Genomic DNA, 21,187 nt, shown 5'->3' with positions numbered 1-21,187 from the left:
TTAGTGACCAGCCGATTCGTTTTTCGGAGCTTTTTTCTTGAACATCTCAAGCATTCGCCGAGTGACCATAAAACCACCAAAGATATTGATAGACGCTAGGAAAATAGCTAACGCTCCAATCACACTGGTTAGAGTAATTTCATCGCCATTGATGACTTCCGTTTGCAACATCGCGCCAACAATGATGATCCCTGAAATGGCATTCGTGACCGACATCAGCGGGGTATGCAAAGCAGGTGTGACATTCCACACCACGTGGTAGCCAACAAAAATAGCCAACACAAAAACTGTGATGTTTTGGACGGTTAATAGACTTTGAATAGCAGCAGCATCCATTTTGGTTCCCTCAATAATTAATTAGTGCGAATGGCTTGGCCATCACGGCACATCAAGCAGGCGGCAACAATATCGTCATCGGCTGCAGCTGGAATGGCAAGTTGCCCTTCCTTGTTAATGATGAGCTTCATGAAATCAAGCAAATTTCTGGCATAGAGGGCTGAGGCGTCGGCAGCCACCATGCTTGGTAAATTGGTATAACCAACGATCTTTACGCCGTTGTGATTGATTACCTGGTCTGCACGAGTCAGTGGACAGTTCCCCGAACCGTTCTCACCGCGCCCAGCGGCAATATCGATCACCACAGAGCCAGCTTTCATCTTCTCAACGGTATCGGTATGCAAGAGAACAGGGGGTTTACGTCCAGGAATTAAGGCGGTGGTAATCACAATATCAGCTTGTGCGGCACGCTCAGCCACGAGTGCTGCTTGACGCTTCATCCATGCCTCTGGCATGGGGCGGGCATAACCACCAACCCCTTGAGCAATCTCGCGTTCCTCATCGGTTTCATAGGGCACATCGACAAATTTGGCGCCCAGGGATTCAATTTGTTCTTTGGCAGCGGGGCGGACGTCAGAGGCCTCAATCACTGAGCCAAGACGCTTAGCGGTCGCAATGGCCTGTAATCCGGCTACTCCAGCACCTAAGATTAGGATGCGGGCAGCTTTTACGGTTCCCGCAGCGGTCATCAGCATGGGCATAAAGCGCTGATACTCATTTGCGGCCAACATCACAGCCTTGTAACCAGCAATATTGGCTTGGGAGGACAGGACATCCATACTCTGGGCACGAGTGGTCCGCGGTGCGGCCTCAAGGGCGAAAGCAGTGATTCCCTGAGCTGCCATGGCAGAAATTCCTGCATTATCAAAGGGATCGAGCATGCCAATCAGGACGGATCCCGCCTTGATCTGCTTTAGCTCATCGGTCTGGGGAGCACGAACCTTAAGAACAATCTCACAGGCAAATGCGTCGGCTGCAGAGCCAATACTGGCCCCAACGGCCTCATAGGCGCTATCGGGAAGGCTGGCGCCAACCCCTGCACTTGATTGAATAATGACTTGATGACCCTGGCTAATTAGCTTTTTAACGGTCTCAGCGGTCGCGGCAACCCGGGTCTCTCCGGGTCTGGTTTCCAGCGGCACTCCAATGCGCATGGCGTATCTCCAAAAGCAAGAATTTTTAAAAAAGGAACCATTTTAATTAATTAGCCATGCCTTGTGAGCTAGCCCGCCCAGTCTCCTGTATATCCCTTTGGCCAGAGCTTGACCGAGACTTTTACAATATGTGAGCTTGAAACAATTCCTGTATTTTCGCACTTTTTAATGGTTTCCCCTAATATTTCTATTTTTCATCCATGATCGCCACAGAATTCCAAAAAATTACACCCTCTGGCAGACCAAAGGTGGTGGTAGGCATGTCTGGGGGCGTTGATTCCTCGGTGGCCGCCTGGTTACTGAAAGAACAGGGCTACGAAGTGGTTGGCCTCTTCATGAAAAACTGGGAAGACGACGATCAGGATGAGTATTGTTCCGCACGACAAGATTGGATCGATGTTGTATCTGTCGCCGATCTCTTGGGGATCGATGTTGAAGCAGTGAACTTTGCCCAAGAGTATCGTGAACGTGTGTTTGCTGATTTTTTGAGAGAGTACGCAGCAGGTCGCACACCAAATCCCGATGTGCTTTGCAATGCTGAGATTAAATTCAAAGCGTTTTTAGATCACGCGATGCATTTGGGGGCTGACTTGATTGCTACTGGGCACTACGCCAGAGTTGAGCACCATACAGACCGTGTGCAATTACTGAAAGCTCGGGATCTCACAAAAGATCAGAGTTACTTCTTGCATCGTTTAACGCAAGCCCAATTATCCAAAGTGCTGTTCCCACTTGGCGACATCACTAAAAAAGAGGTTCGAGAGATTGCTGCAGATTTGGGTTTGCCCAACGCTCGTAAGAAAGATTCAACGGGGATTTGTTTTATTGGCGAGCGCCCATTTCGAGAATTTTTAAACCGCTATTTACCCATAGCTCCAGGCCCGATTTTGAGTGTCGATGGCAAGCAATTGGGCGAGCATATGGGCTTGGCATTCTTTACATTGGGGCAGCGCAAAGGAATTGGTTTGGGTGGGAGCCAAGACGGAACCGGTGATGCTTGGTACGTGGCCCGTAAAGACGTTACCAATAACACGCTCTATGTTGCACAAGGTCACGATCATCCTTGGCTGCTGAGTGAAACCTTGGCTGCGATGGATGCTTCATGGATCTCAGGGCATGAACCGCCGCTAGGTCAATACAGCGCAAAAACTCGTTATCGGCAAGAGGACGCACTCTGTGCAATCACTGCCGAACAAGGGGATTCCTTCGAGTTGCAATTCGAGGCAGCTCAGTGGGCGGTGACGCCAGGCCAGTCCGCCGTTCTCTATCAGGGCGATGTTTGCTTGGGCGGCGGAATTATCGTTCGCTAAGGATTACTGCGCTGGTGGTGCAGTTTTTTTGAACGAGGTACGATTCGATAGTTGTGCAAAATGCGCGGCAAGGTTTGGGTATTGAGTTTTCCAGTTAAGCTCAGGAAAGCGCAATTCAAACCAGCCAAGCGCACAGCCCAAGGCAATGTCGGCAAGGCTAAATTGATTGCCATGGCACCATTTTGAGTGCCCTAAACTCTTTGACATGGTCTCCATGCCCTGATGCACTTTATGCATTTGTCGCTCAAGCCACTTTTCGCTTTGCTCGCCATCATTTCGGAAGGTTTTTTCTAGACGCGCCAAAATACCGGCATCAATCACGCCATCGGCTAACGCTTCCCAGGTTTTAACCGCAGCACGCTCGCGCCCAGTCGCAGGAATCAGCCTACCCACGGGACTTAAGGTATCAATGTATTCAGCAATCACCCGCGAATCAAACATAGCCCCACCATCGTCCATGAGTAAGCATGGAACCTTGCTAAGTGGGTTGAATTCCGCAATGGAGGTGTCCGAATCCCAAACGTTTTCAAGTACGAGCTCGGCATCAATCTTTTTTTCTGCCATGACGATGCGTACCTTGCGAACAAAAGGGCTAGTTAGGGATCCAATAATTTTCATAAGGGCGAAGTATAGCAATCTATGAGGTCGGCCATAAACCCATTAAAATCAAGTTTTGATTACTTTGCAACGAGAACCCCTTGTCCACCCTATCTTCATTAACAGCACTATCGCCACTCGATGGCCGGTATGCAAAAAAACTCGATGCCCTGCGTCCTTGGCTATCTGAGGCAGCTTTCATGCAACAACGGGTGGTTGTCGAGATCCAATGGCTTTTGGCCCTGAGCGAGGCAAAGTTAGCCAATATTCCAAAGATTGATGCAGCTGATGAGGCTTTTCTCTTAAAACTAGCCAGTGATTTTTCAGAAGCAGATGCCCAGCGCATCAAAGATATCGAGGCAATTACCAACCACGATGTCAAGGCGGTTGAGTATTGGTTAAAAGAAAAAGTTGCGAAACGTCCAAAATTACTAAAGGCTAGCGAGTTCATCCACTTTGCATGCACATCGGAAGATATTAACAACACCTCGCATGGCCTGATGTTGCGAGGCGCGCGTGATCATGTATTGATCCCACAACTGCGTTTAATTTTGAAGGCCTTAAATGAGCTTGCAGTGCGGCATGCCACCATACCAATGCTCTCTCGAACCCATGGTCAACCTGCCTCGCCAACCACCTTGGGTAAAGAAATTGCCAATATGGCAAAACGCCTTGAGCGAGCGATACAAGCGATTGGCAATGTTGCACTGCTTGGCAAGATGAATGGCGCGGTTGGTAACTACAACGCTCATCTAGCAGCGTATCCAGAGTTTGACTGGGAGCAGTTTGCTAGAGGGGTTGTTGAAAAGCGACTTGGTTTGGAATTTAATCCCTATACGATTCAGATTGAGCCCCACGATGGTATGGCCGAGTTATTTGACGCGATTGCTCGTGCCAATACGATTTTGCTCGATATCGATCGTGATTTTTGGGCTTACATTGCGCTTGGCTACTTTAAGCAAAAAACGAAGGCAGGGGAGATTGGTTCTTCGACCATGCCGCACAAAGTCAATCCAATTGATTTTGAGAACTCCGAAGGTAATCTTGGGATTGCGAATGCACTCCTGCGTCACTTAGCTGAAAAACTGCCGATTTCACGCTGGCAGCGCGATCTGACCGACTCTACCGTTTTGCGTAATTTGGGCCCAGCATTTGGTCATAGCGTATTGGCCTATGACAGTGCCTTACGCGGACTCTCTAAATTAGAGGTCAATGTTGCGGCGATTGCATCGGATTTGAATGATTGTTGGGAAGTTCTCGCTGAGCCCATCCAAACGGTCATGCGCCGTTATGGGATTGAGAACCCGTATGAGCAATTAAAGGATTTAACCCGAGGCAAGGCGATTACACGCGATGTGCTGCAGCGTTTTATTAAGACCCTTGCAATTCCTGAGCCAGAGAAGAAGCGCTTGCTGAAAATGACCCCCGCTTCTTACACGGGCAAGGCCGCAGAGCTGGCATTGCGATTGAAGCCAAGTAAGCGTTGAGTCGATCCAATCGCCCGGCTGCGCATTACCCCTTTGGTCTCTATTTTTTGTATGAGGCAGTTTGGCATCTCTTAATACCCGTTGTCATTGGTCGGCTCTTGTGGCGCAGTCGTCACCATCAGGGTTATCGTCAGCATATTGCTGAGCGCTTTGGATTCTATGGGGCTAAGAAATTACAACCCCAGCCGGTATGGATTCATGCGGTCTCGGTTGGTGAAACGCATGCCACCCAAGCCTTAATCGAGACACTGCTCCATGAAGGCCACCCCATTCTTTTAACGCACATGACTCCCACGGGGCGTGAGGCGGGTAGAGCACTCTATTGGAAAGCGATTCAACAAGGTCGACTTGCGCAAGTCTATTTACCCTACGATATTTGTTGGGCGATTGAGCGTTTCCTCACCCATTTTCAGCCCCGACTGGGACTATTTATGGAAACCGAGGCATGGCCCGGCTTTGTATTACGGACGCGTCAACTAGGGATGCCCCTCTTTCTGATCAACGCCCGCCTATCCGAGCGTAGCTTTAAGCGTGTTCAGAGTTTTGGCAGAGCGGGGCAGGTACTGTTTCAGTCCTTTGCAGGTATTTTGGCCCAGTCAGCCCATGATGCAGAGCGTTATCACGCGCTTGGTGTCGAGAATGTCCAGATCGTTGGGAATATGAAGTTCGATATCGCCAGCCAACCTGAAACACTCGTCTTAGGAAAGCATTGGAAAAACGCTCTTCAAGCTCAGGGGCGCATAGTAGTTTGTGCAGCCAGCACCCGAGCTGGCGAAGAGGGAATGATTCTGGATGCCTGGAAGCATATTCTGAAGACCAACATTTGGTCCCATCCACCATTGCTGATTATGGTACCTCGCCATCCAGATCGCTTCTCTGAGGTAGCTGATCTTATTTATCAATCAGGATTAACCTTTGAGCGCCGCTCTGGATTTAGTGATCCGCGCTCCAGTGAAGAAATGGATCCGTCCTTGCATTGGGCAAAGATTGACGTTTTGCTTGGCGACTCCATGGGTGAGATGGCAGCTTACTATGCCGCCACTGATTTTGTGGTGATGGGCGGTAGTCTTTTGCCAACTGGCGGACAAAATTTAATTGAAGCGTGCGCAAACGGTTGCCCAGTGATTTTGGGCCCACATACCTATAATTTTCAGAAGGCTAGTGAAGACGCCATTGCTTGCGGCGCTGCCATCAGAGTAGCTGGCGATTCAGACACAGCGTTAACGGATGCCTTAGCAAAAGCGATTGAAAATCTTCTACTGAACACAGTGGAGCGAAAAGAGCGTGCCAATCAAGCACTTGATTTTGCTGCGGAACACCAAGGCGCAACCAAGCGAATCTTAGAGCAACTTAGACCTGCGCTCCAAAGTTAGGATCCTCGGGGCGATTATTTTCATTCGGCTTACGATCGGCCTTGATAAGGTCTTCGCGTTTGATACCAAGCCACATCGCAATAGCGGCAGCGACAAATACCGATGAGTAGATTCCAAACAAGATACCGATCGTAAGAGCAAGCGCAAAATAAAATAAAGTTGGCCCACCAAAAATTAGCATCGCGACCACCATCATCTCGGTACTGCCGTGGGTGATGACAGTACGGCTAATCGTACTGGTGATGGCGTTATCAATAATCTCGCGGGGACTCATTTTGCGCTGTTTACGAAAGTTCTCTCGGATTCGGTCAAAGATCACCACGGACTCGTTCACGGAGTAACCCAGAACAGCTAGCACTGCAGCCAATACGGAGAGCGAGAACTCCCACTGAAAGAAGGCAAAGAATCCCAGAATGATCACCACATCATGCAGGTTCGCCAAAATGCCAGCGACAGCAAATTTCCACTCAAAACGAAATGCAAGGTAAATCATGATGCCGATCACCACAAAGATGAGGGCCTTCACTCCATCAACAGCAAGCTCTTTGCCAACTTGAGGCCCTACGTATTCAACGCGCTGTAGCTTCGCCCCAGAATTATTCGCTTCGAGTACTTGCATGACCGCGCTGCTTTGCTGCGCGGACGGAATAACTTGACCGGTTTGATCACGTTGCAGAGGCAAACGAATCATGATGTCGCGTGAGCTACCAAAGTTTTGTACTTGGGTATCGGTGTATCCAACTTTGGCAATCTGATCACGGATTGAGTCAAGTGGGGCAGTTTGGGGATAGGTAATCTCCATCACGGTCCCACCAGTAAACTCAATTGAGAGATGCAAGCCCTTTTGCCAAATAAAAAAGATCGCCGCTAAAAATGTAATGAATGAAAATGCATTGAGCAGCAATGCATGGCGCATGAAGGGAATATCTTTGCGGATTCGGAAAAATTCCATGACTTATTTCCCCTGTGGCCGCCAGACTTGGCCAATCGAAATAGACTGCAATTTCTTTTGACGCCCATACCAAAAGTTGACCACGCCGCGCGCAAAGAAGACTGCTGAAAACATTGAGGTCAGAATACCGAGGCAATGGACAACTGCAAAACCTTTAACAGGGCCAGATCCAAAGGCAAGCAATGCAATACCAGCAATCAGCGTGGTGATATTGGAGTCCAAGATCGTGGCCCAGGCTTTATCAAAACCAATCGCAATGGCCGTCTGCGGAGCAGCACCATTCCGAAGCTCTTCACGGATCCGCTCATTGATGAGAACGTTTGAGTCAATTGCCATACCAATTGCTAATGCCATTGCCGCAATACCTGGTAAGGTGAGTGTGGCTTGTAGCATAGACAGCAAGGAAATCAAAAGAACTAAATTAACCCCAAGCGCAATGACTGAGAATGTGCCAAAGAGCATGTAATAGGCAATCATGAAAATGGCAATGGCTGCAAAGCCATAAATGAGGGAGGTAAAGCCCTTCTCAATATTCTCAAGACCTAGGCTCGGGCCAATGGTGCGTTCTTCAATAATTTCCATTGGGGCAGCCAAAGATCCTGCGCGAAGTAATAGAGCAAGATCATTCGCACTCTCAGTAGTGGGTTGCCCAGTAATTTGGAACTTCGAGCCAAACTCACCTTGAATCGTCGCAATGGTGAGCACCTCACCCTTACCCTTTTCAAACAGAATCATGCCCATTGGTTTACCAATGTTCTCACGCGTTACTTCTTGCATGACTCGTCCGCCAGCGGCATCCAGCGAGATATTGACGGAGGGGCGTTGGTTTTGATCAAAGCCAGCACTTGCATCGGTAATGCGATCGCCTGTGAAAATCACGGATTTTTTAAAGACGCCAAGACGATTTTCACCAAAACGAAATACATCGGTACCTGGTGGTGGGGTCTCATTGAGACCAATCGTTGAAGCGACTGGGTCGGCTAGGCGTGATTCAAGGGTTGCGGTACGACCAATAATATCTTTGGCGCGCGCAGTATCTTGAACGCCTGGAAGTTGCACCACGATGCGCTCGGCCCCTTGTTGTTGAATCACCGGCTCTTTGACCGCTAATTCATTGACGCGTTTATTGAGGGTAATGATGTTTTGTTTGACGGCATTTTCTTGAACTTCTTTCAGTGCACTAGCCTTAAATCGCCCAACCAGTTTGGCGCCATCGGCTGATTTCTCCAGAAGCCACTCTAGATCAGCTTGAGGGCCTGCTAGTGCCGCGCGGGCAGCATCTGCTTCTGTAGTCGATCCAAAGCGAATCGTAATGGCGTCGCCTGCGCGCTCAATGCCTTGATGACGAATCCCTTTATCACGCAGTTGTCCACGAATATCAGTCGCCAAGGAAGTCAGTTTCTTCTGGACTGCTCCTTGCATATCGACTTGCAATAAGAAATACACGCCACCACGAAGGTCCAGACCCAAAGGCATAGGAAGAGCATTAATTGAGCTAAGCCAATTGGGTGTATTGGAGAGAAGATTGAGCGCCACAATATAGTTGGGCTCTTTGGGATCCACATTGAGCTTCTGATTAATTAAATCCCGTGCTTTGAGCTGTGTATCGGTATTTTCAAAGCGAATCTTGATGCTACCGACATTCCCAGTGCGCTCAAAGAAAATCCCCGTGTTTTGAATACTTGACTCGTTCAGCAGTGATTCAATCCGAGATTGGGTAGTGAGATCGACCTTTATCGTGGGTTTGGCTGCGGAGATTTGAACTGCGGGTGCCTCACCAAAGATATTGGGTAAGGCATACAAAAAACCAATGACGAGAGCTACCCCAATAACAAGGTATTTCCAAAGGGGGTAGCGATTCATAGTGCTGGCTTAGTGGGCGCCAATACGGCACCCTGATTTATTAAACGGATTTAATCGTACCTTTGGGTAGAACGCTCGTTACCGCATTCTTTTGCATCTGGACTTCGGTACCTGGTATGAGCTCAAGCGTTACATACTGATCTTTGACGGCAGTGACTTTCCCCAAAATACCACCAGCAGTAATGACCTCATCGCCAGCGGCTAGTGCCTCGAGCATCGCTTTAGTCTCTTTCTGCCGCTTCATCTGTGGACGAATCATGATGAAGTAAAGCACCACGAACATGAGAATTAGGGGAATAAAACTCATCAATCCACCAGCATCTCCGCCGGCAGCGGGCGCGCTTTGCGCAAAAGCATTGCTAATCAACATCTTGGAGCCTCCAATTAATTACGACACGTAAGCCGCAATTCTAAACCGACTGGCTGTCGACTGGGATTTTGAGGCTTCCCCTAAAGCCTTAGTCTTGGTGGGGCTCAATTCCGCGTTGGCGTTGGCGATGGAACTGAACTTTGAATTGCGAGAAAGCCCCCTCTTTGAGGGCAGAGCGAATGCCTTCCATGAGCTCGAGGTAGTAATGAAGATTATGGATCGTATTTAACTGAGCCCCGAGGATTTCATTGGCTTTTTGGAGATGATGCAGATATGAGCGGGTAAAGTGCCGGCAGGTATAGCAGGCACATTGCATATCAATCGGTCGATCATCGTCACGGTAGCCGGCATTGCGAAGTTTGAGATCCCCAAAGCGGGTAAATAGCCAACCGTTTCGGGCGTTCCGCGTTGGCATCACGCAATCAAACATATCAATGCCCATGCTGACCCCAAGAACCAAATCTTCAGGGGTTCCAACCCCCATTAAGTAATGCGGTAAGTGTTTGGGTAGGCGCGGACCCGTATGGCTCAAGATGCGTTCAAATTCTGGCTTGGGTTCGCCAACCGATAGACCCCCAATTGCGATACCATCAAAGCCCTGATTGGCTACGCCGGCGAGTGACTCATCGCGAAGTTTTTCATACATGCCGCCCTGCACAATTCCAAATAGGGCATTACCAGTTTCTAATTCACGAAAGCGCTTGATCGAGCGCTCGCCCCACCGCAGTGACAGTTGCAGCGATTCGCTTGCAGATTTTTCGGAAGTCGGCTGTCCTTGAGTTTCATAGGGCGTGCATTCATCAAATTGCATTGCAATATCGCTGTTCAGCGTCGCCTGAATCTCCATGGACACCTCTGGCGACATAAATAATTTATCGCCATTAATCGGCGAAGAGAAGGTGACGCCATCCTCGGTAATTTTGCGAAGAGCGCCCAAGCTAAATACCTGAAAGCCTCCGGAGTCCGTTAGGATCGGCTTATCCCAGCCCATAAATCGGTGCAGGCCGCGATGTTTACGAATGACATCCAAGCCAGGACGCAGCCATAAGTGAAAGGTATTGCCCAAAATAATTTGGGCTTGCATTTCGTGTAGGTCACGAGGGGTGACGGCTTTCACAGTGCCATAGGTACCCACTGGCATAAAAATAGGGGTTTGAACCTCACCATGGGGCAGGCGCATTTTCCCAAGACGCGCGTGGCTATCGGTGTCGTTCTTGATGCAGGTGAATTCGAGTGGGCTCATACCCGCATTGTCTCAGGTTCGCCGCAGGAACATCGCATCACCATAGCTAAAGAAACGGTAGCGCTCGCGAATAGCATGTGCATAGGCGTAGCGAATCGCATCGACTCCAGCAAAGGCACTAACAAGCATGAGAAGTGTTGACTTTGGTAAATGAAAATTCGTGATGAGTGCGTCGACGATTTTGAACTCAAAGCCAGGCGTAATAAATAAATTCGTTTCACCTTCAAGTTGACCGGTGATGGCATAACTTTCAAGTGTTCGAATGCTTGTAGTGCCCACAGCAATCACCTTGCCCTGATTTTGTTTAGTCCGTTCAATTGCCTCGATCGTATTTTTCGGGATCGAGTACCACTCATAGTGCATTTGATGGAGCGTCAAGTCTTCATGCCGTACCGGAGTAAATGTCCCCGCGCCAACATGTAAAGTAATTGCTACTTGTTGTACCCCATGATCGCGCAGACGATTGAGTAAGTCCTCATCAAAATGTAAGCCGGCAGTTGGTGCTGCAACCGCTCCAGGTTTTTGAGCCATCACCGTTTGGTATCGATTCGCATCTTCCTCATCGGGTGTGTGGCTGATGTATGGGGGCAGGGGAAGCTCGCCATAACGCTCTAAGATAGCCATCGCATGATCGGGAAACATGATTTCGTAAAAATCACTATTACCACCAATGTTGACTCGACCATTCACTATGAGCGTTGGGGCATCATCGGCCGCGATGGAATCGGAATGGGCACGCAGTCTAATTTTGCCTCCATGTTTTGGAACCTTGGACGCCCGAATCTGAGCAATCGCTTGATTGGGCCCCGTGATTCGCTCAATCAAAACCTCAACCTGTCCACCGGTTTCCTTTTGGCCAAACAGGCGGGCCGGAATAACTCGGGTGTCATTAAAAATAAGGAGATCATTAGGGCCAATTAATTGGACAATATCGGTAAATGAACGATCAATGCACTCAGGTCTTCCATCCGCAGAATGCGCCAGTTCTAAAAGCCGGCTGGCCGACCGTTGCGGAAGCGGGTGCTGGGCGATCAGCTCAGGCGGGAGGTCGTAGTTGAAGTCGGATAATTGCATGGCATTACTATCGGTGTTGGGATTCTAACCATGAGAGCCAAGTCCAACACAAAAGCACCTAAAACACCGAGCCGTGAGGGGTCTCCTAATTTACTCGAGAAAATGGGGCTGACTACGCCTGCCGCATTGGCTCTTCATCTGCCTATTCGTTACGAGGATGAAACTAAGCTGTGGACGATTGACGAGGCCTGTGCATCTTCATTCCAAGGTCCCGTTCAAACCCAAGGGCGAGTGATTCGTAGTCAGGTGGTTTATCGACCCCGTCGGCAACTGTTGGTTACGATCGAGGACGATGCGGGTATCTTAAATCTGCGTTGGTTAAATTTTTACCCCAGTCAACAAAAGCAAATGGCAGTTGGGGTGCATGTACGGGTTCGGGGTGATATCCGGGATGGTTATTTCGGTCCTGAGATGGTGCACCCGACGGTGCGCGTGGTATCGCCTGATGCGCCCTTACCTAAAAGCCTAACCCCGGTGTACTCGGTGGTTGCGGGAGTGAGTCAGGCCAAAATTCGGAAGGCAGTACTCCATGCCTTGAAGGATCCCGGCTTGGAAGTGTGGTTGGCAAAAACAATTCCGCAGAGTGCTTTAAGTCCTGCTGCACAAAGCGTGATGCACTGGAGTCTGCGCGATTCCATCCATTATCTACACCAGCCACCAGTGGATGCCGATACGCAATCCATCATCGAACGAACCCATCCTGCTTGGCGTCGGGTACAGCTGGAAGAACTTCTTGCGCAGCAAATTTCTCTAAAGCAAGCGCATGCCAGTCGCAGAGCGCGCCCCGCACCGCCAAAACAATCGAACTCGCCTAAGGAATTAAAAAACCTTCCCTTACAACTGATGCGCTCCTTGGCATTCGAGCTGACTAATGCACAGCAACGAGTATGGTCGGAGATTACCCATGATCTATCCGAACCATTTCCCATGAATCGTCTTTTGCAAGGTGATGTTGGGAGTGGCAAAACGATCGTCGCAGCTCTCGCTAGTGCGCAAATGGTGGAGCGCTCGTTTCAGGCGGCCATTATGGCGCCTACGGAAATTTTGGCAGAACAACATTACTGGAAATTTAAAGAGTGGTTTGAGCCGCTTGGTGTTTGTGTGGTTTGGTTATCGGGTGGCATGAAAGGGAAAGAAAAAAAACACGCACAGGAAATGATTGCATCGGGCAAGGCTCAAATCATTGTGGGAACGCATGCGCTTATTCAGGACGCTGTTCAATTTGCTGCCCTGGGATTGGCGGTGATTGATGAGCAACATCGTTTTGGGGTTCGTCAACGCCTGGAGATCAGCCAACGCATCGGCTCAGAAACCTACTACTGTCACCAACTGATGATGTCTGCCACCCCGATCCCACGAACTTTAGCAATGACCTATTACGCCGATCTGGATGTCTCGGTCATTGACGAGTTACCACCCGGACGACAAGCAATTACCACCAAATTAGTTAAAGACGGCAGACGCCACGAGGTGATTGAGGGTTTGAAACAGTGGTTGCAAAAGGGCCTTCAGGCCTATTGGGTTTGCCCGCTGATTGAAGAGTCAGAAGCCTTGCAATTGCAAACAGCAGTTGCTAGTCATGCGGAGTTATCTGAACATTTATCCGAATACAAGTTGGCTTTAATTCATGGGCGTCTGAAGGCAGATGAGAAGGCGACCATTATGGCTGCCTTTAAAGCGGGTCAGATTGATGTATTGGTGGCAACTACGGTGATTGAGGTGGGGGTGGATGTTCCCAATGCCGCACTGATGGTGATTGAACATGCCGAACGCTTTGGTTATGCGCAGATCCATCAATTGCGAGGTCGTGTTGGTAGGGGCTCCAATCAATCGGCCTGCATCTTAATGTACTCCGAGCCCCTATCCTTGGCCGCCAAAGAGCGTTTACAGACTCTACGTGAGGTTTCTGATGGATTTGTGATTGCGGAACGCGATCTTGCTTTGCGTGGCCCTGGCGAGCTTTTGGGAGCCAGGCAGTCAGGAGAGGCTATGTTGCGCTTTGTTGATTTGCAGCGCGATGCCTGGTTAATTCAGGTTGCACAAGAGCTCGCCGAGCATTGGTTGCGCTCATACCCGGAGCTAGTCGAGGCGCATCTGGGACGCTGGCTAGGTTCGCGCACAGATTTTCTAAAGGCTTGATAATACGCACATGACCTTAACCGAACTTCGTTACATCGTTGCAGTTGCTCGTGAGCGCCATTTTGGACGGGCCGCCGAAGCCTGTCATGTATCGCAACCCACTTTGTCGGTTGCCATTAAAAAGTTAGAAGAAGAATTGCAAACCCAAATATTTGAGCGCACCAGTTCAGACGTGGCTCTCACAACCCTTGGTGCTGTGATTATTCAGCAGGCCCAACGGGTACTCGAGGAAGCCAACGCACTCAAGCATCTTGCAAAACATGGGCAGGATCCCCTATCTGGACCGTTGCGACTGGGTGCAATTTATACCGTCGCCCCTTATTTACTACCTAGTCTCGTTCGTGTGGCGCGCGACACCTTGCCGAAGGCCCCATTATTTTTAGAAGAAAACTTTACGGTCCGCTTGATTGAGATGTTGCGTCAAGGAGAGCTTGACTGCGCCATTTTGGCAGATCCATTTCCAAGTGCTGGCCTCGATTTTGTTGATCTCTATGAAGAACCCTTCTTAGTGGCGATCCCCAAGGGGCATGAATGGTCAGACCGAAAATCGATTGGCCAAAAAGAACTGAAAGAACAAAATACCTTGCTATTGGGTGCCGGGCACTGCTTTCGGGATCATGTGCTGGGTGTTTGCCCCGAACTCAATCGATTTGGCACAGGCCTAACTCTTGGAGAGCATCGTAGTTTTGAGGGATCCTCGTTAGAGACCATCCGACAAATGGTCGCCGGCGGAATCGGAATCACGGTCTTGCCGCGCACCTCAGTCAGCAATCCAAATGATCGCGATGGATTGATCCTCTATATCCCATTTGAATCACCTGAGCCAACGCGGCGCGTTAGTTTGGTCTGGCGAAAAGGCTATCCTCGGGTTGAGGCCATGAAGGCGATTGCTCGGACCATTCGAGCGTGCGATTTACCTGGAGCGAGGCTGCTCTGATCTCTGGGCGCTTGCAGTCGTATATCCAGCTGGTGCGCTTGGATAAGCCCATCGGTATTCTTTTACTCCTGTGGCCAACGCTTTGGGGCCTTTGGATTGCGAGCAATGGCTTTCCAAATCCAACCGTCTTATTAATCTTTTGTTTGGGAACGATCCTCATGCGAAGCGCCGGTTGCGCGATCAATGACTATGCTGATCGTCATTTTGATAAGCACGTAGAACGTACACAGCATCGCCCACTCACCAGTGGAAAAATATCCAAGTACGAGGCAGTTGTAATTGCCCTGATCTTGGCATTGATCTCATTTGGATTAATTCAGCCTTTCAATGGCTTGACCAAGCAGCTGTCGGTTGTGGCAGTTCTATTGGCAGCTATTTACCCCTTTACGAAACGCTTCTTTTCAATCCCTCAAGCAATCCTCGGCCTGGCATTTGGTTTTGGCATTCCCATGGCGTTTGCGGCAGTACAAAATGACGTACCACTGGAAGCCTGGATTTTATTTGCTGGTAATGTTTTTTGGGCGATTGCTTACGATACTGCCTATGCCATGGTCGATCGTGATGATGATGTACGCCTGGGACTAAAAACGTCTGCCATTACCTTTGGACGGTTTGATGTAACCGCAATCTCGATTTGCTATGGACTCTTGTTGGTCTCTCAAATTTGGGTGGCCGAAATGATTAAGCTAAGTTCTTGGTTCTATGTGGGTTGGTTCTTAGCGCTCGGTTGTGCTATCTATGAACTGCGACTGGTTGCCACTCGGCAACGCGAAGCATGCTTTAAGGCCTTCTTACATAACAACTGGTTGGGGGCCGCGCTCTTTTTTGGAATTGTGCTTGGGCTAGCGCTGCGCTCCTAGCCTAGGATTGCCCAAATTCTTTTGCCATGGCCGCTCCACGTTTTTGAGCGGCAAGTAGGGCGTCTTGCAAAATCGCTGCCCACCGCTGCTGATCAAGCACCTCGAGTGCAGCGGCAGTGGTTCCTCCTTTGGACGTCACTTTTTGACGCAGGCTCATGGGGGATTCTGAAGATTGGAGAGCCAGAGCAGTAGAGCCCATTAACGTTTGATAAGCCAATTCACGAGCGATCTCTGCAGTAAGCCCCATTTTTTCTCCGCCGGCTTGAAGGGCCTCCAAGAAGGCAAATACATATGCCGGGCCACTACCCGATAAGGCGGTCACCGCATCCATTTGGGATTCATTAGGCACCCAAATGACTTTACCAACAGCAGAGCCAATCGTTTGAGCGGATTGCCGTTGCTGCTCACTGACGCAAGCGGGTGCAAATAAACCGGTAATTCCTTGATTAATCAGGGCAGGGGTATTAGGCATAGCCCGGATGCATGCGGAGTATTCAAGCCAGCGTGACATATCAGCAATTTGGATTCCAGCTGCAATGCTGAGGATCGCAGGACCATGAGCAACGGCTTGCAAATGCTTGCTAAGTTCAGTGGCTGCGGTCTTAAAGTCTTGGGGCTTGATGGCTAAAACAATGATGTGTGCTGACTCAATCTTCTGACGCGCATTAGCCACAGCTGAATAGGTAGGAATCAAAAAATCATTCTCGAGAAGCTTGGCAGTTTGTGCTTGAGGTTCAATTGCGCAGATGGACTTTGGGTCGGCGCCTTGCTGCAAGAGGCCACCAATAATCGCTCTGGCCATATTGCCACCACCAATAAATACGGTATTCATCGGTTGGATATTCTTCATGACTCTATCTTAGCGCTTAGTTTGCGCTCCCCAAAAATTGCACTACCAACGCGCACCATCGTGGCACCCTCAGCAATCGCTGCCTCAAGATCATCGGACATTCCCATAGAAAGGGTATCAAAGTCTTCAAAACCAGCGACTTTTCCTGTTTGCATCCGAATATCCTCAAACAAGTGCCGCATCGCTGCAAAAGTTTCACGCTGCTCGATCTCGCTGGCACTCGGAGCTGGGATAGCCATTAATCCCCGCAATACTAAGCCTGGAAGTGAAGCTACGACCCTACACAGCTGTAAGGCTTCATTTGGCATCACACCCGACTTACTCTCTTCTTGACTGATATTGACTTGAACGCATGCCTGAAGAGGCCCTAGACGACTATGGGCTTGTCGTTGATCTGAGAGGCGTTGCGCAATTTTCTCGCGATCAATAGTATGGATCCAATCAAAGTGTTCGGCGATATCCGATGTTTTATTACTTTGCAGCGGACCAATAAAATGCCACTCCAGCCATGGACGCAGTTGCTCGAGTCGTTGAATCTTCTCGACTGCCTCCTGGACATAATTTTCACCAAAGGCTTTTTGACCGGCGTGCATCGCTTCCTCAATCGCACTCGTCGGAAACGTTTTGCTAACAGCAATTAATTCAATTGATTCTGGATCGCGACCGTAGTGTTCAGCAGCCGCATCGATGCGATGCCGAACAGTCATCAGGCGATCCGTAATTCGACTCATGGGTTTTTTGGCAATAATTGATCGATGATTTCAATCCAATGACGCACAGGCAGATCATCTTGATGCAAATGACTAATGCAGCCAATATTGCCAGAGACGATGGTCTTCGCTCCTGATTGCGCGCAGGCAGCCTCAAGATTTTGTAGTTTCTGAGCCCGTAATTGCTCAGAAAGATTGGCTTGCAAAATCGAGTATGTACCCGCGGAGCCACAGCATAGATGACTATCAGCACACAAATGAACTGAAATTCCTAGGCTCTCGAGAAGGCCCTCAACTTTTCCACGGATTTGTTGACCATGCTGCAATGTGCATGGGGGGTGGTAAACCACGCCAGGCTTTGGATTTGAGCCGATTTGATGAATGAATGCGTCTTTAAACTCAGGTAAGAGCTCCGAAATATCTTTACATAGTTGCGAGACGCGCTCCGCTTTCTTTGCATAGACAGGATCGTTCGCTAACAAATGACCATAGTCTTTGACCATGACGCCGCAGCCCGATGCATTTATCACAATCGCTTCTGCAGAATCCTTGCCATTCTCAATGAATGGCCACCATGCATCGATATTACGTTTCGCATCCGCTAGACCGCCCACTTGGTCGTTGAGGTGATACCGTAGTGCACCACAGCAACCCGCTTTGGGGGCGCTGATTAACTGAACACCTAGAGCATTAAATACACGCAGCGTAGCGAAGTTGATGTTGGGCAGCATGCCAGGTTGGACGCAGCCATCGAGCATTAACATTTTGCGAGCGTGCTGTTGATTGGGTCTTGGACCTGCTGGCAAGCCATTGGGTACCTTACGAGCAAGGGAGGTTGGCATCAGTGGCCGCATGATGCGACCGATACGCATCGCTGAATCAAACAAAGGTTTATTCGTTAATCCTTCTTTTAACAGCCAACGCGTCAACTTCTGCATAACCGGGCGTGATGCTGTCTTTTCTTCAGCCCACTTGCGGCCAATATCAACTAACTTGCCATACTCGACACCGCTTGGGCAGGTACTTTCGCAATTTCGACAGGTTAAACAACGATCCAAATGGGTTCTAGTCTTTTCCGTGGGAGCCTGACCCTCAGCCATTTGTTTGATCAAATAAATGCGACCACGAGGCCCATCTAACTCGTCACCTAATAGTTGATAGGTTGGGCAGGTTGCGGTACAAAAACCGCAGTGCACACATTTGCCTAATATACGTTTTGCTTCAATACCGTCCGCGGTATTGATGAACTCAGGGGCTAATTTTGTTTCCATACTTAAGGTAAACGCCCGGTTGTAAATACACCAAAGGGATCAAAGGAGTGCCGTAACCGTTTTTGTACGGCCTCTAAACCAGCGGTTAGAGGATTGGAATCGAACCGAGTAAAGCGTTCGAATGCGTGGGTACTTAATGATCGAAAGCAGGTTAAATGTCCGCCATGCTGGATCGCTAGTTTCTGTAACACGTTCGCTGTTGATTGATTGGCAGGACCTTGGATCCAACGCTCTTGTCCATGCCACTCCATGATAATTTGTGGTAAACAATCCTTAGGCAACTCAAGAACTGGGCAGTTGGCTGGCAAGGAGAGTCGCCAAAGCGCATGGTCATTTGGCATCTGGTTAAACCAAGCAAGTCGCTGTTCACGAAGATCGCGCCAAAATAGATCGGCCTCTGAATCATCAAGTGCGGTAGCGCCCAGTCGATCTTGCATCATTTGACTGGCAGAGGTGACCGCTGCCATGGCCCCCGCTAAACGAATGGTTAACTCACCCTCATCACGTGCATCACCAATCCAAGCGCTGGCATTGAGGGGTAAAGGTTGCCCTGCCCATTGATTGAGTATTTTTAATGCATCACTAGCACCCATCCTGCAGCGAAGACTCGCAGTTGCAGCAGGCTTTGGCAGTACTTTTACGGAGGCCTCTAAAAGTAGAGCAAGTGTTCCTAGTGAGCCAGGCAGAAGGCGCGAGACATCGTAACCAGCAACATTTTTCATGACCTTGCCGCCAAAGGAAAGGTCTTCACCGCGACCATCCATCAATCGGGTTCCCAAAACAAAGTCCCGTAAATTTCCAGCACTAATACGAGCAGGACCAGCTAGGCCTGCAGCAATCACCCCCCCAAAGGTTGCATCGTCACCAAAGTGAGGCGGCTCAAACGGCAGGATCTGATTCTTTTTGGCCAAGGTTGACTCGATTTCAGCAATTGGTGTACCAGCACATGCCGTGATCACCAACTCTTCGGGTTGGTAGTCCAATATTCCCTGATACGATGTCGTGCTCAAAATGGGAGATTGGCTTGGGTTGCCGTACCATGATTTTGTATTGCCACCTTGAATCGATAACACCTGATTCTGTTTACCAGCCTCAATAATTTGCTCACGAAACTGCGAGAGTACTGTTTCGTTCATGCCTAGAAGCGCTCCAGTTCGGGGTGGGGTAATACACCACCACTGACGCGCATCCGTCCATATTCGGCACAGCGATTGAGCGTTGGAATGGCTTTATCAGGATTTAAAAGACGATCTGGATCAAATGCTGCTTTAACACCCCAAAAACGCTCACGCTCCTGTTCGCCAAATTGAACGCACATTGAATTAATTTTCTCGATCCCTACACCATGCTCACCAGTAATGGTGCCCCCGAGTTCAACGCAGGCCTCAAGGATTTCGGTACCAAATTCTTCCGCCCGGTGCCATTCATCTGGATCGGCACCATTAAACAAAATGAGGGGATGCATATTGCCATCTCCTGCATGAAAGACATTGAGACAGCCCAAACCATATTTGGCCTCCATGCCTTTGATACGCTTGAGTAGAGTTGCAATATGGCGCCTTGGAATGGTTCCATCCATGCAGTAATAATCCGCTGCAATCCGCCCAGCGGCGGGGAAGGCATTCTTGCGCCCACTCCAAAAGCGCAAACGCTCCGCTTCACTTTCAGAGACTTGAATGCGACTAGCCCCTTGCTTTTCTAGCACGGCATTCATGCGTGCAATTTCTTCTTCGACCTCTTCGGGGGTTCCATCCGATTCGCACAATAAGATTGCTTCTGCGTTGAGGTCATAGCCGGCGTGTACAAATTCTTCAACGGCGCGCGTCGTTGGTTTATCCATCATTTCTAAACCAGCTGGAATAATCCCCGCAGCAATGATGGCGGCGACTGCATTGCCACCCTTTTCAATATCATCAAAGCTGGCCATAATGACACGCGCTAATTTTGGTTTGGGTACAAGCTTTACCGTAATTTCAGTGACAATGCCAAGCATTCCCTCGCTACCAATCAATACAGCGAGTAAATCCAATCCTGGTGAATCAGGTGCCATGCTGCCAAATTCCACCACATCACCATTCATGAGGACGGCGCGGACACGCAAAACATTGTGAAGCGTCAGACCATACTTCAAGCAGTGCACTCCACCTGAATTCTCATTCACATTTCCGCCAATCGAACAAGCAATCTGCGACGATGGATCGGGTGCGTAGTACAAGCCGTGCTTTGCAACCGCTTCTGAGATTGCAAGGTTTCGGACGCCTGGCTGCACGACTGCAGTGCGTGTAAAGGGATCGACCTGCAAGATCTTTTTAAACTTGGCTAAGGATAAAACCAACCCTTGCTCAAGCGGCATTGCGCCGCCCGAGAGACCGGTGCCCGAGCCGCGGGGTACCACAGGAACCCCCAGGGTTTTACAGGCCTTAAGGATCTTGACCACTTGGTCCTCATTCTCTGGAAGTGCCACTGCTAGGGGCATTTTGCGATAGGCCGCCAAGCCATCGCATTCATAGGGAATGGTGTCCTCGGGATGCCAAAGCAAGGCATCTTCTCCTAAAAATGGCCGTAAGGCATCGACCAAAATAGCCTGTTTAGCTTGCAGAGATTGGATTTCAGCAGAAGAAGCGGGGGCATTCATTCGTCTATTTTAGCCATTTACCTATA

General features: G+C 49.5%; 19 protein-coding genes. 6 read left to right on the top strand and 13 right to left on the bottom strand.

The genetic code is table 11. The features are described from left to right. Both QUE61_RS07995 and QUE61_RS07990 read right to left on the bottom strand, forming a co-directional pair. On the bottom strand, positions 1-336 hold the full coding sequence (locus QUE61_RS07995) for a proton-translocating transhydrogenase family protein (RefSeq protein WP_286306707.1): 336 nt from the start codon (positions 334-336) through the stop codon (positions 1-3). 17 nt (positions 337-353) lie between these two features. Next, complete coding sequence (locus tag QUE61_RS07990) at positions 354-1,490, bottom strand: Re/Si-specific NAD(P)(+) transhydrogenase subunit alpha (RefSeq protein WP_286306706.1); 1,137 nt, start codon at positions 1,488-1,490, stop codon at positions 354-356. Positions 1,491-1,690: 200 nt separating this feature from the next. On the opposite strand from QUE61_RS07990, the gene mnmA reads away from it, so the two are divergent. Further along, positions 1,691-2,800, top strand: coding sequence for a tRNA 2-thiouridine(34) synthase MnmA (gene mnmA, locus QUE61_RS07985; protein ID WP_286306705.1), 1,110 nt, complete (start codon positions 1,691-1,693; stop codon positions 2,798-2,800). A gap of 3 nt (positions 2,801-2,803) precedes the next feature. Here the strand turns inward: mnmA and QUE61_RS07980 are convergent, their stop codons facing one another. Then, entirely contained in the window at positions 2,804-3,418 is a 615-nt protein-coding gene (locus QUE61_RS07980; protein ID WP_286306704.1) for a glutathione S-transferase C-terminal domain-containing protein, read from the bottom strand. Positions 3,419-3,498: 80 nt separating this feature from the next. Here QUE61_RS07980 and purB point away from each other — a divergent pair, with 80 nt between their 5' ends. Together purB and QUE61_RS07970 are read left to right on the top strand one after the other, a co-directional pair. Further along, a complete protein-coding gene (gene purB, locus QUE61_RS07975; protein ID WP_286306703.1) occupies positions 3,499-4,884 on the top strand; it encodes an adenylosuccinate lyase in 1,386 nt (461 codons plus the stop codon). Further along, positions 4,881-6,257, top strand: coding sequence for a 3-deoxy-D-manno-octulosonic acid transferase (locus tag QUE61_RS07970; protein WP_286306702.1), 1,377 nt, complete (start codon positions 4,881-4,883; stop codon positions 6,255-6,257). The genes purB and QUE61_RS07970 overlap by 4 nt, the downstream gene beginning before the upstream one ends. Here QUE61_RS07970 and secF read toward each other — a convergent pair. The 5 genes from secF to queA all read right to left on the bottom strand — a co-directional run bounded on the left by secF (position 6,235) and on the right by queA (position 11,759). After that, entirely contained in the window at positions 6,235-7,209 is a 975-nt protein-coding gene (gene secF / locus QUE61_RS07965; protein WP_286306701.1) for a protein translocase subunit SecF, read from the bottom strand. The genes QUE61_RS07970 and secF overlap by 23 nt on opposite strands. Positions 7,210-7,212: 3 nt before the next feature. Further along, entirely contained in the window at positions 7,213-9,072 is a 1,860-nt protein-coding gene (secD, locus tag QUE61_RS07960; protein ID WP_286306700.1) for a protein translocase subunit SecD, read from the bottom strand. Positions 9,073-9,112: 40 nt separating this feature from the next. Then, entirely contained in the window at positions 9,113-9,442 is a 330-nt protein-coding gene (gene yajC, locus QUE61_RS07955; RefSeq protein ID WP_286306699.1) for a preprotein translocase subunit YajC, read from the bottom strand. Positions 9,443-9,530: 88 nt separating this feature from the next. Next, positions 9,531-10,685 (bottom strand): tRNA guanosine(34) transglycosylase Tgt, encoded by a 1,155-nt coding sequence (gene tgt / locus QUE61_RS07950; RefSeq protein WP_286306698.1) that lies wholly within the window; start codon positions 10,683-10,685, stop codon positions 9,531-9,533. Positions 10,686-10,697: 12 nt separating this feature from the next. Then, positions 10,698-11,759, bottom strand: a complete 1,062-nt coding sequence (gene queA / locus QUE61_RS07945; protein WP_286306697.1) for a tRNA preQ1(34) S-adenosylmethionine ribosyltransferase-isomerase QueA — start codon at positions 11,757-11,759, stop codon at positions 10,698-10,700. 30 nt (positions 11,760-11,789) lie between these two features. Here queA and recG point away from each other — a divergent pair, with 30 nt between their 5' ends. Genes recG through ubiA form a run of 3 tightly spaced genes read left to right on the top strand, consistent with a single transcriptional unit; the run spans position 11,790 to position 15,695 of the window. Next, positions 11,790-13,898: an ATP-dependent DNA helicase RecG gene (recG, locus tag QUE61_RS07940; RefSeq protein ID WP_286306696.1), complete on the top strand. Its 2,109-nt coding sequence runs from the start codon at positions 11,790-11,792 to the stop codon at positions 13,896-13,898. Between the two features lie 10 nt (positions 13,899-13,908). After that, the gene (locus tag QUE61_RS07935) at positions 13,909-14,835 is read left to right on the top strand and encodes a LysR substrate-binding domain-containing protein (protein ID WP_108508992.1); all 927 of its coding nucleotides are present in this window, start codon (positions 13,909-13,911) and stop codon (positions 14,833-14,835) included. Further along, on the top strand, positions 14,835-15,695 hold the full coding sequence (gene ubiA / locus QUE61_RS07930; RefSeq protein ID WP_458574738.1) for a 4-hydroxybenzoate octaprenyltransferase: 861 nt from the start codon (positions 14,835-14,837) through the stop codon (positions 15,693-15,695). The genes QUE61_RS07935 and ubiA overlap by 1 nt, the downstream gene beginning before the upstream one ends. A 1-nt stretch (position 15,696) precedes the next feature. On the opposite strand, the gene proC is transcribed toward ubiA, so the two are convergent. From proC to QUE61_RS07905, 5 genes are read right to left on the bottom strand one after another with little or no spacing between them, the layout of a single operon-like run. Beyond that, complete coding sequence (proC, locus tag QUE61_RS07925) at positions 15,697-16,545, bottom strand: pyrroline-5-carboxylate reductase (RefSeq protein WP_286306694.1); 849 nt, start codon at positions 16,543-16,545, stop codon at positions 15,697-15,699. Then, positions 16,542-17,276: a YggS family pyridoxal phosphate-dependent enzyme gene (locus QUE61_RS07920; protein ID WP_286306693.1), complete on the bottom strand. Its 735-nt coding sequence runs from the start codon at positions 17,274-17,276 to the stop codon at positions 16,542-16,544. The genes proC and QUE61_RS07920 overlap by 4 nt, the downstream gene beginning before the upstream one ends. After that, complete coding sequence (glcF, locus tag QUE61_RS07915; protein ID WP_286306692.1) at positions 17,273-18,526, bottom strand: glycolate oxidase subunit GlcF; 1,254 nt, start codon at positions 18,524-18,526, stop codon at positions 17,273-17,275. The genes QUE61_RS07920 and glcF overlap by 4 nt, the downstream gene beginning before the upstream one ends. A 2-nt stretch (positions 18,527-18,528) precedes the next feature. Next, positions 18,529-19,662, bottom strand: coding sequence for a glycolate oxidase subunit GlcE (gene glcE / locus QUE61_RS07910; protein ID WP_286306691.1), 1,134 nt, complete (start codon positions 19,660-19,662; stop codon positions 18,529-18,531). Positions 19,663-19,664: 2 nt separating this feature from the next. Then, on the bottom strand, positions 19,665-21,161 hold the full coding sequence (locus tag QUE61_RS07905) for an FAD-linked oxidase C-terminal domain-containing protein (RefSeq protein ID WP_286306690.1): 1,497 nt from the start codon (positions 21,159-21,161) through the stop codon (positions 19,665-19,667). Positions 21,162-21,187: the final 26 nt, after the last annotated feature.

Source organism: Polynucleobacter sp. HIN5 (assembly GCF_030297555.1).
Classification (GTDB): Bacteria; Pseudomonadota; Gammaproteobacteria; order Burkholderiales; family Burkholderiaceae; genus Polynucleobacter.
This window is presented reverse-complemented; position numbering and strand designations above follow the sequence as displayed.